Raw genomic sequence first — 13,082 nt, 5'->3', positions numbered from 1 at the left:
GCGAGCAGGTCGGATGCCGCGACAACCGCCATCATCGGAACTCATTGGCAGGATGTGAGGGTCGCCGGACCCTGCGCCTGACGATTTCCGCGCGATCCGCTGTTGGTCGACCTGTCCGCCGTTCGCGCACGTCATCAGGACAGTGTGAATGCCTTGTACCCGGCCGCGACGTTTTCCTCCCAGTGCTCGAAGTAGGAAGATAGGCCGCCAGAGTAGTTGAGCATCTGGCTCGGTTTACCGGGAATGTTTGCCCCGTGATACCAAGACTTGGCCCGCGGAAAGAGCGACATGTGGAAGACTTCCTCCACGTGCGCCGTCCATGATTTCTCTGCGTCCTCGCTGGTCTCGAACCGCTGGTATCCGCCGTCGCGAACGTGGGTCAGGAAGTCGACGACGATCTCTCCCTGTACCTCCGCGCATGTGGGCCCGTTGCAGAATCCGGCTGGGCTCTGCGGGCCGTACACGAACATCAGGTTGGGGAATCCCGCAGTGGTGAGTCCCATGAAGGTATCGAGCCGCTCGGACCACTTGTGGCTCAACAGTTGATCATTGGTGCCTCGGATATCGATCGACGTGATGCCACCGCGGTTCGCGTCGAAGCCTGTGGCAAAGACCAGGATGTCGAACTCGCGCAGACCGGACTTGGTCTGGACACCCGCCGGGGTGATCCGCTCGATCGGATCCTCGTTGACGTCGACGATGTCGACGTTCTCCTGGTTCACCACATCATAGAAGTTCTGCTCCAGCGAGGGTCGCTTCGTCCCGAACGGATGGGGCGGATCCATCGGGGCAAGCTTCTCAGCCTTGACCGGATCGGTGACGCGCTGATGGACCTTGCTGCGCCAGAAGTCGTACATGGTGCGGTTCGCGCGTTCATCGAGCAAGATGTCTTGATAATTGGCGAGCCACAGCTCGAAACCACCTGTAGCCCACATCCGTTCGTAAGTGTCAGCCCGCTCCTCGTCCGAGACTTCGAACACGCTCTTCGGGATGAAGTCCATGTCGAATCCGGCAAACGACCTCCGGCGCTGGGCGAATCGCTCGGGAAGGTTTTCCTTCAGCTTCTCCTTGAGCTGGCCTGTCAACTGTTGCTGCCGCATCGGCAGCGCAAGGTTCGGCGTCCGCTGGAAGATTGTGATCTGTTCGGCGTCCGCGGCGGCCTCCTGGGTGACCTGAACGCCACTCGACCCGGTGCCGATGATCCCCACACGTTTGCCGGCCATGTCCAGACCTTCTTGGGGCCACAACGCGGTATGGTGAGAATCACCTGCAAAGCTGTTGAGCCCGTTCATGCTGGGAATGTACGGCTTGGCACCGAATCCAGTGCAGATCACCACAGACCTGGCACGCAGCATCCGGCCCGTGGAGGTACGCACTGTCCATTGGTTCCGCTCGCCGTCGAAGTCCGCAGACGTCACCCGCGTACTGAAGATGATGTCTCGAGACAGATCGAGCTTGCGGTCGACGTATGCAAAATAGTCGCGCACACCGGACCACGACGGGTAGAGCTCATCGTAACTCCAGTCCTTCCACAGGTCCTCGCGTGAGTACTGATAGATCTGTCCGGTGCTGTCGGTTCGAGCACCCGGGTAGCAATTCCAGTACCAGATGCCCCCCAACGAGTCACCGGCTTCGACAACTTTCACCGAAAATCCGCGCGAACGAAGTTGATCGAGTTGATACAGACCCGCGAAACCGCCTCCGACGACGAGGACGTCCAAGACGCCGCTCGTCTCGTCGAGTTCCCTTGGATCGATCGATATCGTGGCCATGTTGCCTCCTTGAGTGAAATGCCCGGGACCCGCGCCGAGGAGCAGATCGATATGTGCCAGTCCGGCCGTTCGTATGACCGACATCACATACGCTAGGGCCGTTCGAGAACCTGGGACTGTCCGATATCGATCCACCAGACACCCGAAGGGCGCCAGGCACACGTGCACGCACGCCTCGCGTGGCGAACGGCCAATTCATCAGACGGCATCCACCATGCAACTACAGCAACATCTTTGACCGGAACAGTGCCTGTAGCGACTCCGGACACTTCTGCCCAACTCTGCACGTAGAGCATGGAACTCAGCTCCTGTGTCGGCATCCACGCCGACCTCGTGGCACCGTACTGGCCCACCTCACCAGTGAGGGGCAGAACAGCCCCGGCTCCCGAGGTTATGCAGTGGCGAGATGCTCGCTGCGATCGACATGACGGGGACTGACCGAGACATCGGGTGGATCAAATCTGGTCACTGAAGACGACCGGGCGGATTCGAGTGGCCGTCGCAACGCTTGCGCAATCATTGTGACAGTCGAGCGGCGAAAGCCGTTGCCGGGGGGAGGGTGTTGGTGCGGGTGGCAGCTTCCATTACCCGGTAGAGCTTCCTGGCGACGGTGCGTTTGAGACAGCGGCGAATATCGCGGTGCGTCTTGCCTTCGGCCGTGCGCTTGATCTCGTAGGCGCGGGTCTCGGGGTGACACCGCATCTTAGTGATCGCTACGGTGTGCAGCGCCCGGTTCAGGGCACGGTCGCCGCCGCGGTTGAGGCGGTGTCTGGTGCGTTGTCCGCTGCTCGCTTCCAGTGGGGCGACACCGGCGAGGGAGGCGAATGCGGCTTCGTTGCGAACCCGTCCGGGGTGGGACCAGCTGAGCAACAGTTGGGCGGCAACGACCGCACCCACGCCGGGTTGGGCGAGGAGTGCCGGTCCGGCAGGATGCTGTCGGAGTAGTCGAAACAGTTCGGAATCGAGTTCGGCGAGTTGCCTGGTGAGAAAACGGATACGGGTGGTGATCGACTGCAGAGTCAGCACGGTGATTCGGTGCTCGACGGTGGCCGACTCCACTGTGCCCACTGCCTCGATGCGGGCGAGTTGCTTGGTCAACGGAAGTCCCCGCATCGTGGCGCGCAGATGTTCGGGTGCGACCACGATCAGGCTCTCGAGTTCGTTGATTGCCTTGGTTGCGACTGACGAGAACTGCTTCCCTGGTGGCGGTCAGGGCACGGTTTGCCTCTCGAAGTCCGCGGGCTCGCGGGCTGGCCTGGTGCTCCCGGCCGAGCGCTGTGCGTGCGGATCGGACCGCATCGAGACGATCATTTGCGGGCCCCGAATACGTTTGAGGCCACCGACTTCGACGACATCCTCCCCCGCCCGGGCCAGTGCATCGGCCAGCCCGGAAACGAAGCTTCCGGTCCCTTCGAGCGCCCAGATCCGTCGCCCCGGCGCGTGTTGGCGAACCCACCCGAGCATGTGCGCGTATCCCATTCCGTCGGCCGAAGACACGACGTGCGCGCGGACACCGCCTGTGGCGGTATCGACTATGGCCAGGTCGACGGTGTCGCGGTCGGGGTCTCCACCGATGACGAATTCGTACTCATCTGCCCAAGCATGGTCACTGCGGTTGTCCTTCCATCGAGGGCGAACGCGGACGGCACCGGTCTGGGAGAGGTCACCTGTCACGGCAGCACTGTGAAGGGTCACACTTCCTTGGAAGCCGACAAGCTCCTGATCAGGCCAGAACAAGTGGGCCAGGCCGGTGCCGGCAACCCGAAGGGACACGTCAAACGTAAGACACATCCGAGGGCGGCCAGTATTCTCGAGAGTCACCCCGAATCACCGACACCAGCCTGACCGATCAGCCCTACCAGGCCACCTCCGACACTCACAGACGCACTCGTTGGTACCGCGTTGCCACGGACTTCCGGCTGGGCGACATAGATGCCTTCGTCAATGAGGTGGGCAAGGAGATCAGTGGCGAGCCGTCTCGCTGCCCTGGTCCCAGGTCAAGGTGCGCCGCGCGATCGGCGGCAGGTCGCCGACCGCGGTGGCCAAGGCCGCGGCGAAGTCCTCACCCCTGCGGCGATCGGGCACACGCACCAGGCGGACGAAAGGAGAGAGAGACACACCGGGTTCGCAAGGCCATCGGCACTGTGGAACTACCCCGATCGCAGCTGATCGGCCACCCGTGGGCTCGCCGACATTGCTGGGATTTCGTTGGCCGGTAGGCAGTGACGATGAATGGTTCTACCCGTATTCCGCGAGCGACATCACAGCCTATGTCTCAGCGGCGCTACCGCTCTATCCAGTCGGTGTAGAAGTCAGGAAGGTCGGTGGATACGCGTCCCTTGAACTGGGGCTTCCTCTTCTCTCGGAATGCTTGGACACCTTCTCTTCCATCTCCGATACTGGTGTAGAACATGGCGAGTGAGTCGATGCGGTGAGCCTCGGCGGGGTGATCGAGAAGCGCGTTGCGGTACATCATCTGCCGGGTCAGGGCGGTCGCGACACGCGACCGACCGCGAGTGAAGCGATGTGCCAGTGCAAGCGCGGCATCGAGAAGTTCGTCCGGCGAGTGGACCGAGCGAACCAGGCCGATGTCGGCCGCGTCGGCCGCGTCGAGGATGTCGGCGGAGTACACGAGGTCGAGCGCGGTGTCGAGTCCGACGATCCTCGTCAGGAACCAGGTGGAGGCTGCTTCGGGCGTGATCCCGAGGCGGCCGAAGACAAACCCGAATCGTGCTGCTGTGGAGGCGAGTCGGGCGTCCGTGGACAAGGTCAGGGTGGCTCCGATGCCCACGGCGGGGCCGTTGACGGCGGCGATCACGGGTTTGAGGCAGTCGAACACCGCAAGGGTGACCCGACCGCCGGTGTCGCGGACGCCGCGGGCAATGATCGGGTCCTGCAAGTCCCCCATATCGTGGAGGGTCGGCTCCAATGTCTCGTCGAGGCCGAACACGTTGCCGTCGGTCGTGAGATCCATACCGGCGCAAAAGGCACGGCCCGAGCCGGTCACCACCACGGCGTTGACGTCGTCGTCGTCATTGACGGCCCGGAAGAGGTGCTCGAGCTCATCAGCCATGGTGATGGTGAAGGCGTTGAGCGACTCCGGTCGATTCAGCGTCACGATGAGCACGCCGTCGCGCAGCTCGAGGGCGATCGTCTCGTACTGGGCATCCACGGTGCGGATCATCGGATGGCACCCGTAAGTTGGGGAAGTCTGTTCACGATCAGATCATGGGCTTGGTTGACCGTGCTGGTCACGATCTCCTCGCAGGTGAGGATCTCGTCGATCAGTCCCTGTGATTGCCCGGCCCACCATAAGCCGGCATCCACGTCACCGCCGGCCAGAACCTTCTGGCGACCGCGCACCCCGGAGGCCAGATCGGCGACGTCGTCGAATGTTGCGTTCGGAAGCGCGGAGATCTCGGAAATTCTCTCCGAGATGGAGTTGCGGGCGACGCGGGCGGTGTTGTTGAACTCTCGGAACACCAGTTGCGTGGATCGTTCGTCGTTGAAGGTGATCTGGCGTTTGACGTTCTCGTGGACTGTCGCCTCTGTGCTGGCGACGAATCTGGTTCCCATGTTGATTGCGCTGGCCCCCAATGCCAGAGCCGCCGCCAGGCCGGCACCGTCGGCGAATCCGCCGCTGGCGATGACGGGGATCGACAGTTTGCGGGTGGCGGCAGGGATCAGGACGAGACCGGGGACGTCGTCGTTTCCGGGATGGCCTGCACATTCGAACCCGTCGATGCTGACCGCGTCGACTCCAAGCTTCTCCGCCTTCAGCGCGTGGCGCACGGAGACGGCCTTGTGGATTACCTTGATGCCGGCGGCGGCGAAGGCGTGCAGATGGGGAGCGGGGTTGCTACCCGCCGTTTCGACGATGCCCACGCCGGAGTCGATGATGGCAGCGCGGTAGTCCTCGTAGGGAACAGGTTTGAGGGTTGGCAGGATCGTCAGGTTGACACCGAAGGGTCGGTCGGTCATGGACCGACATCTTGCGATCTCCTCTGCCAAGGCTTCGGGTGTCGGCTGGGAGAGAGCAGAGAGGAATCCGAGAGCACCCGCGTTTGCGACGGCGGCGATGAGGTCGGCAGTGCCGACCGCAGTCATGCCGCCACAGACGACGGGATGCTTCACGTCGAAGATCCGTGTGAAGGAGGTAGTGAACACCCCGGGGCTCCTTGGTCAGTTGAGATGTGAGATCAACGCCGGACCCGCTGTGGGAGACGGTTCCGCCGCGGGATCCGGAGGGTCAGGGGCGTCCGGCGTGTGGTACGTCCACTTCGGTGGCGAGCATGCACCCCAGCCGGGTTGCGGTGCGTTCGGTCTCGTCGAAATTCGGTGCGACGCACAAGAACAGGGTGCGCCCGTCGTCGCCGCCGAGCGCGACGGCAAACACCCCGTCGGGTGCGGTGCTGACCTCGTCGAGGATTTCGCCGCCCTTGGCGATCCGCACCGCTCGGTTGTTCCCGGCATCGGCAATCCACACGGCGCCTTCGGCGTCCAGGGTCAGACCGTCGGGCACGATCGTGGCGGCCTCGAGTCGTGTGCCGACGTCGGGCTCGGCACCGAGATCTCCGTAGCCGGCCCATTCGATTCGCTCGCCGAGCGTGCCGTCCGGGTGGATGTCGAATGCCGAGATCCGATTGCCGAACAATTCGTTGACCAGCAGGGTTGAACCATCGGGAGTGATGACCATGCCGTTGGGGAATGACAGTCCGTCGGCGACGATCGAGGCGCTTCCGTCGGTGTCGACGAGGACGACAGTTGTGTGCTCGTGTGGCGCCCCACCCATGAGGTCGAATCCGAAGTTGCCCACGTAGGCCCTTCCCTGGGCGTCCACGACCATGTCGTTGGCGTGGCCACCGCATAGGTCGCGGATGTCGGCATGCTCGACGAGTGTGCCGTCCGACTCTTGACGCAGCACCTTGCGGTCCTTCATCGACACGATCAGCAACCGCCCGTCCGGCAGCCAACCGAGCCCAGAGGGTTGGTGCGGGACCGTCGCGACCAGTTCGATGCTGCCGTCGGCGTTCACGGCATTCACGGTGTGGGTGTAGAAGTCCGCAAACCAGAGACGTCCGTCATGCCAGCGGGGGCCCTCGAGGTACGAGTAGCCGTCGACAATGGTTCGCAGCGTGTATTCGGTCATGGTTGTGCCCCTTTAGATTTGGAGTCGTTTCGGGCTCGGCATTTCAAACCCGCGGTTTCCACCACTGTTGTCGGCTGAGTGATCAAACGAATGTCCGAAAATGCAACACCACGTTGAGGCAAGGGATGACTCGTTATAGGACACCTTGTGCCTGACGGGGGGTACAGGATCGGCCTATTACGTGGTCGCAGAGTTGGCATCCATCGAGGACCCGACTTGGAGCGATCTGATGAAAGGCGGTAGGACCGGTGGATGGGCTGATGATGAGTAGTCAATTGTCGGTGGCGAGGCTGCTGTGGCGCGCCGAGAACGTGAATGGCGCTCGGATCAACACGGCCTGGACTTCGGACGGGGTTCGCAGTTTCACGTACCGGGACCTGGTCTCCGACGTGAGGGATCTGGCCGGTGCGCTCGCATCGATCGGCGTGAAACGCGGGTCCCGAATCGCAACCATGGCGTGGAATACCCGTCAGCACCTGGCGGCATACTTCGCGGTCCCAGCGCTCGGGGCCGTCCTGCACACCGTAAATCACCGCATGCCGGTCGAACACATGGCCTATACGATCAACCATGTTTCAGATGAGGTTCTGATCGTCGACGAGGATCTCCTTCCGTCGGTAGAGGCGATGCGTGGTCGGATTCCCACGGTTCGTCACCTCGTCGTTGTGGGCGAACCCGGTGCGATCGATGGCTTCGACCAGGTCATTCCCTATGATCAGTTCGTTTCAGGTGCATCCACCCACGGGTCCTTCCAGGAGGTCGACGAAAACACTGCGGCGTCGATCTGCTTCACCTCGGGCACGACCGGGTTGCCCAAGGGCGTCGTCTACAGCCACCGGAGCATCGTGCTCCACGCCATGGCGATCAGCACCAAGGGCGGAGTCGAGATCGACGCAGAGCGGGCCTACCTGCTCGCCACCCAGATGTCGCACGTCAACGGCTGGGGTGTCCCCTACGCGGCGGCGCTCCAGGGCGCACGTCTGGTGCTGCCCGGACCGCACCCCACACCCGAGCGGTTCCTGGACTTGATCCATGGCGAACGGCCCGACACCTTCGTCGGCTCGCCGACGGTCGCCGCCCTCATGCGCGACGAGCACCTACGCCGTAACTGCGGCTACGACCTCTCGGAGCTGAAGACGATGTGGCTCGGAGGGCAGGTGCCGCCGGTCGCGCTGGCGCGGTGGTGGGCTGAGCAAGGCGCCCGCGTCGTAAATGGATGGGGAATGACCGAGACATCTCCGATGGGCACGTTCTCCCCCGGCGGCTCGATGCAGGGCAGGCCACTGCCATTGTTCGAGCTCCGCGTCGTGGACGAATCCGGCTCACCACAACACTGGGATGGTCAGACCGTCGGCGAACTGGAAGTACGTTCGCCGTGGGTCGCCCGGGAATACCTGGACGATCCACGAACGCCGGACAGCTTTCGAGACGGCTGGCTCCGCACCGGCGATGTGGCGACCGTTCACCCAGATGCCGGCCTGCAGATCAAAGACCGCGAAAAGGACCTCGTCAAGAGCGGTGGGGAGTGGATCTCCTCGGTAGACCTCGAGAATGCGCTCATGCTTCATCCTGCTGTCTCGGAGGCCGCCGTCATCGCCATACCGGACGACACATGGCAGGAACGCCCCCTCGCGTGGCTCCGGCTGGACGCCGACGTGACCGACGAGGAGCTCCGGACGTTCCTGGCGACAACACTCCCCCGATTCTGGCTGCCCGATCGTTTCGTGAGAGTCGATGAGATCCCCAAGACTGCAATGGGCAAGATCGACAAAGCCGACATCAGACGACAGCATCGGGAAATCACAGGTCAGCCCGCATCGACAGACCAGGCGAGCACAGCCTCCGATGGGCGCGACCACAACGTTGCAGTCATCCCCACCAGGTCCGGTACAACGAGCGGACTGTAGCAAAACGGGACACACCCGAAGATGTGAGCCAGGTTACATTGAAAGGAGGGTCAGCTCGGAAAATCCCCTGACCAGTGATGTAAGGTGGCTATGAGTATCGACAAGGCGGGCCGCGAGCCATTGAATAAACGTGAACGATTCTGGATATCAGCGCCATCACGAGAGAGCCAGGAGTTGAGCGCCCTCCGACCCGAGATCGAGGCGTCATGGCGGCGGTGTGAAGTTATCGGCGTCTCGTCCGGCGATGGCGACCTTCCCTATACGCCGGACGTGGATCGTGACAGCCGGTTGAGGAGAGCCGCCGATCCCGTGATCGACAACCTCGTCCTACACCTGCAGGACGCGCCCGCGACCATCCTGCTGGCCGATTCCGCCGCTCAGATCGTCGACCGCAGGGCGGGCGACGCGGGGTTGCGAGCGCGTTTGGACCGCGCCTACGTGGCACCCGGTTTCCGCTATGCCGAGGAGGACACCGGCACCAACGGGATCGGCACCGCGTTGGAGGAGCGACGACCGTTCCAAGTCAGCGGTGGTGAGCACTTCCGTGAGGCGCTGCAGAGCCTGGCGTGCGTCGGTGTTCCTATCATCCATCCGATCACCCGCACAGTGGAGGGGATCCTCGACATCACCTCCAACCTGTCGGACTCCAACGCGCTGATGGGTGCCCTGGCGCAATCAGCCGTTCGCGAAATTCAGTCGCGCCTCTACGCCGAGTCCTCCGATCGCGAGCAACTGCTTCTCCAGTCCTTCCTGCAGGCCTCTCGACGCGGCTCCTCTGCAGTGGTGTCCTTGAATCAAGATGTCATCATGACCACTCCGATGGCCGCGCAGATCATCGACACGTCCGACCAGGCGCTCTTGTGGGATTGGGCATGCCGAATGCTGTCCGGCCGCGACGAGTTCATCGGGGAAGTCAGACTCGCCGACAACGTCACGGTTTCCGCAACTGCACGTAGAGTCGGAGACTCCCGAACGCCGGCGGGCATCGTCATCGAGATGCGGCCACATCCCCGCGATACGAAGAAGTCGCCCGCCCGTCAATTGGCGTCGGCCTCCTCCGTCGAAAGACGCACGGAGATTGTCAAGATTCCCGGCCGCAGTTTGTCGACGAAGCGACTGCAGACCGAACTCGAGCGACTCGCCGCGATCGACGCACCTGTGCTCGTCACCGGAGAACCCGGCGCCGGCAAGTTCTTTGCCGCGAGCGCCCTCCATCGGATGCAGGATGCGGACGGCCATTTCACCGTGTTCGACGCTGGTACCGCCTCCGTCGACCCCGTCGCGTGGATTGCCGGACTGGTCAATTGGAACAAGGTCGACGGAGCCCTCATCATCCGGCATCTCGATCTCCTGCCGGAACAACTGGTCTCCAACGTCTGCGCGATCCTCAGCGAGGCCGTCGACAATCGCGCTCACATCATTGCCACCGCCGGCGAGGGGGTCCGTCAAGGCCCCGCCGGACGACTGTGCGATCACTTCATGCGCCGCATAGAGATCGATCCACTGCGACTTCGGTCCGAAGATATCGCCGACATCAGTGTCGCCTTACTACGTAAGCACTCCCCGGACCGCAACGGCCTGCGACTGCAACCCACTGCTTTGCAACTGCTGGTCGCGCGGGACTGGCCTGGAAATGTCAGAGAGCTCGAATCGGTTCTGGCGTCCTCGCTCCTGCGGTCGATGGGCTCCGACATCGGAGTGCAGCATCTGCCCGACGGATACCGCGACGGTGATCTACGTCGCCGAAATGCCTCGACCTCACTCGAGTTGGCGGAGCGTGACGCGTTGCTCAGGGCACTCGTCGAGACCGACGGCAACAAACTTCTGGCTGCGCAACGCCTGGGGGTAGCTCGCTCCACCCTCTACCGCAAAATGCGTGCCCTGGGAATCGACGGAAGCCGGTTCCTTCCGCAGTAGTGCCAGTCGATGAGGGGACCGTGCCGATCGAGACAGAGTGTCAATCACCGGCTCGCGCCCAGGTCTCGAGCATGCGCCTCGCAATCGAGACTGCGCCGGGCAACAACACGTGCGCATCCGCCGAGCTCGTCCAATCCCCTGCAGCCAGAGCCTCCCGTACCTCCGCGCGGGTGCACCAGAGAGCTTCGCCGATCTCGCCATCCATGAAGACGAGCTCGTCTCGGGGATCGGCCGTGGCATGGAATCCGAGCATGAGGGAGCGCGGGAAGGGCCAGGGCTGACTTCCGACGTAGACCACGTCGGAGACGACGAGACCGACCTCCTCCGCAACTTCCCGTGCCACACAGCTTTCCAGAGACTCGCCCGCCTCGACGAAGCCCGCCAGCGTCGAGAAGTTTCGTGCCGGCCAGTTCGCCTGACGCGCCAGCAGTACTCGGTCTGCCCCGTCGTGCACCAGACAGATGATAGCGGGATCGGTACGCGGATATTCCTCCCGGCCGCACGCCGTGCACACGCGCATCCAACCACCCGAGGTGATCGTTGTCGGCGCCCCATCCCGCGCGCAGAAATGGGCGTCGTCCTGCCACGTCAGCAATGCCAACGCTGTGACATACCGGTCGGCGTCAGCAGCATCGAGGAGTGCTCCGTGCGAGCGCAGGTCACCGAGCTCGACCTCGGTTCCCGCAGAGGAATTGTCAGCGAGGAACTCGTCCCGCACCGCCCACTCGTGAACCGTGCCACAGACGCCGAGCAGCACGGCGCGCGCGGGAGGCTCGGAGTAGAGGTCGGCGGCCGGTTCCAGCATCAGTTGTCTGTCGACAAGCCGGACCTGACCGCGACCGTTCACGCGAAGTATTCGGGCATCCGGCCACGCCTCCACCCACGCAGCCGCGTCGTCACGTACCGAGACGGGACGGCTCAGGGGACCACGTGACGGGGCCTGCCCGGTGTGTTCGACACTCACCACTGGATCACAACTTTCGGAAAGGAGCGACACTGTCGACCGGACCGTCGTTCGACGAACGACGGTCCGGTCGCGCCTATCGCGAGGCGAATTCGATCTGAACGGACGAATACGATTCGGCCATCACCGAGATGAATTCCTGGACGAGGCGCACATGATCGGGATGTGCCAGGTATGTGCGAAAGTCGGGAACGTCTTCGAAGGTCGCGGAGATTGCGTAGTCGCCGCTGCCGGGCTTGAGGGCCAGATCCCTTCCGTAACGGTATTCCACGACCTCCGGAATCTTCTCCGAGACTGCGCTCAGAGCTTCGTGAAAGGACTCAATGTGCTCGTCACTGATGTCCTGCTTCCATTTGAATGTCACAACGTGATTCAACATGGTGAGAATCCTCCCTGGATTCGCGATTCGAACGTGGCATGGTCGGAACCCGGATTGCGTTCCCGGTCAGATCAGTACAGAGATTGCTCCGACAACGCCACCGTCTCCGGAGCGTTCTCCACCATGGGGTAGTGCCCGGCTTTGCCCCGAACGGTCTTCAGGTTCCCGTTCTTCAAGGCCGCCAACGTGTCCCCGAGGTACTCGGCGGTGACGAACGGGTCGCTCTCACCCACGATCAGGGTGGTAGGCCCTTCGTAGGTGCCCATCCGGTCGAGGAAGTCGGGACTGGTCCAGTTCTTCAGGTAGGACTCCCAGGTTGCCTGGTCCATCGTCGAGCGGTTGCGGTCGACGAGGTTCTTCAGATCTGTCTCGTCGATGTGTGGTGCCAGTGCGCCACGGATGGCTGCACCCGGGTCTGCCCAGGCCCCGGCGAAGGAACCGTAGGTCGCTTCGTCGAGAGGGGTACCTGCCGGGGAGACGGGCGTCAGTGCGACGACCGAGGTCACGCGTTCAGGTGCGAGGGTCGCCACCCGAAGCGCTGTGGTGCCCCCCATCGAATGTCCGAGAACGGAAAAGGTCGACCATCCGAGCTGATCGGCGGCGTCGAGGGCGACCGCGGCCATCCCGTCGATTCCGTCGGCCGGTGCTTCGGGCCGGTTGACCCCGTACCCCGGAAAGTCGAGGTACGCGTAGGTGAAGCGGGACTGATCCGTCCGGGCTCGGGCGGTGAGCCATACGCTGCTGTCCAGCGCCCAGCCGTGCAACACCAGGACCCGATGGTCACCGCTTCCTTCGATCGCTGCAATCGCGTTCACTGCCGTTCCTCTCTGTCGGCGACGCTGAAATTCCAGCCGTCTGTTGATCACTCCGAATCAAACTAGAACCGCAGGGCGTCGGCGTGTCCGATTGTGAAACACACGCCTGTAACACCGGGGGGCGGATGCGTGTGTGATTTTCGGACACTCCCCGCGCCGAACGCACCCATAGTGTGGCT

12 protein-coding genes are annotated in these 13,082 nt (G+C 63.1%); 2 read left to right on the top strand and 10 right to left on the bottom strand.

The features are described from left to right. Positions 1 to 134: 134 nt before the first annotated feature. The 7 genes from GO592_RS34290 to GO592_RS34260 all read right to left on the bottom strand — a co-directional run bounded on the left by GO592_RS34290 (position 135) and on the right by GO592_RS34260 (position 6,921). Positions 135 to 1,772, bottom strand: a complete 1,638-nt coding sequence (locus GO592_RS34290) for a flavin-containing monooxygenase (RefSeq protein ID WP_007297057.1) — start codon at positions 1,770 to 1,772, stop codon at positions 135 to 137. A 516-nt stretch (positions 1,773 to 2,288) separates the two neighbouring features. Continuing rightward, complete coding sequence (locus tag GO592_RS34285) at positions 2,289 to 2,915, bottom strand: IS110 family transposase (RefSeq protein ID WP_050998604.1); 627 nt, start codon at positions 2,913 to 2,915, stop codon at positions 2,289 to 2,291. A 66-nt stretch (positions 2,916 to 2,981) separates the two neighbouring features. Next, positions 2,982 to 3,446 carry a hypothetical protein gene (locus tag GO592_RS34280; protein ID WP_157234213.1) on the bottom strand — a complete coding sequence of 155 codons (465 nt, stop codon included), beginning with the start codon at positions 3,444 to 3,446 and terminating at the stop codon, positions 2,982 to 2,984. Positions 3,447 to 3,734: 288 nt separating this feature from the next. Next, positions 3,735 to 3,863: an integrase gene (locus GO592_RS34275; RefSeq protein ID WP_231137727.1), complete on the bottom strand. Its 129-nt coding sequence runs from the start codon at positions 3,861 to 3,863 to the stop codon at positions 3,735 to 3,737. Between the two features lie 193 nt (positions 3,864 to 4,056). Continuing rightward, positions 4,057 to 4,956 (bottom strand): crotonase/enoyl-CoA hydratase family protein, encoded by a 900-nt coding sequence (locus tag GO592_RS34270; RefSeq protein ID WP_005568205.1) that lies wholly within the window; start codon positions 4,954 to 4,956, stop codon positions 4,057 to 4,059. Further along, complete coding sequence (locus tag GO592_RS34265; RefSeq protein ID WP_007297059.1) at positions 4,953 to 5,939, bottom strand: NAD(P)H-dependent flavin oxidoreductase; 987 nt, start codon at positions 5,937 to 5,939, stop codon at positions 4,953 to 4,955. The genes GO592_RS34270 and GO592_RS34265 overlap by 4 nt, the downstream gene beginning before the upstream one ends. A gap of 82 nt (positions 5,940 to 6,021) precedes the next feature. Then, on the bottom strand, positions 6,022 to 6,921 hold the full coding sequence (locus GO592_RS34260) for an SMP-30/gluconolactonase/LRE family protein (protein WP_007297060.1): 900 nt from the start codon (positions 6,919 to 6,921) through the stop codon (positions 6,022 to 6,024). A gap of 260 nt (positions 6,922 to 7,181) precedes the next feature. On the opposite strand from GO592_RS34260, the gene GO592_RS34255 reads away from it, so the two are divergent. Further along, a complete protein-coding gene (locus tag GO592_RS34255) occupies positions 7,182 to 8,828 on the top strand; it encodes a long-chain fatty acid--CoA ligase (RefSeq protein WP_039951091.1) in 1,647 nt (548 codons plus the stop codon). A gap of 270 nt (positions 8,829 to 9,098) precedes the next feature. After that, a complete protein-coding gene (locus tag GO592_RS34250) occupies positions 9,099 to 10,745 on the top strand; it encodes a sigma-54-dependent Fis family transcriptional regulator (RefSeq protein ID WP_231137728.1) in 1,647 nt (548 codons plus the stop codon). 40 nt (positions 10,746 to 10,785) lie between these two features. Here GO592_RS34250 and nudC read toward each other — a convergent pair whose 3' ends face one another. The 3 genes from nudC to GO592_RS34235 all read right to left on the bottom strand — a co-directional run bounded on the left by nudC (position 10,786) and on the right by GO592_RS34235 (position 12,903). After that, on the bottom strand, positions 10,786 to 11,712 hold the full coding sequence (nudC, locus tag GO592_RS34245) for an NAD(+) diphosphatase (RefSeq protein ID WP_007297061.1): 927 nt from the start codon (positions 11,710 to 11,712) through the stop codon (positions 10,786 to 10,788). Positions 11,713 to 11,785: 73 nt separating this feature from the next. After that, a complete protein-coding gene (locus GO592_RS34240; RefSeq protein WP_005568216.1) occupies positions 11,786 to 12,088 on the bottom strand; it encodes a Dabb family protein in 303 nt (100 codons plus the stop codon). Between the two features lie 71 nt (positions 12,089 to 12,159). Beyond that, positions 12,160 to 12,903 (bottom strand): alpha/beta fold hydrolase, encoded by a 744-nt coding sequence (locus tag GO592_RS34235; RefSeq protein WP_007297062.1) that lies wholly within the window; start codon positions 12,901 to 12,903, stop codon positions 12,160 to 12,162. Between the last annotated feature and the right edge of the window lie 179 nt (positions 12,904 to 13,082).

Origin of the sequence: Rhodococcus sp. 21391 (genome assembly GCF_016772255.1) — a bacterium.
GTDB lineage: Bacteria > Actinomycetota > Actinomycetes > Mycobacteriales > Mycobacteriaceae > Rhodococcus_F > Rhodococcus_F opacus.
The sequence above is the reverse complement of the archived record's forward strand: the minus strand, read 5'-3'. Positions and strand labels throughout refer to the sequence as shown.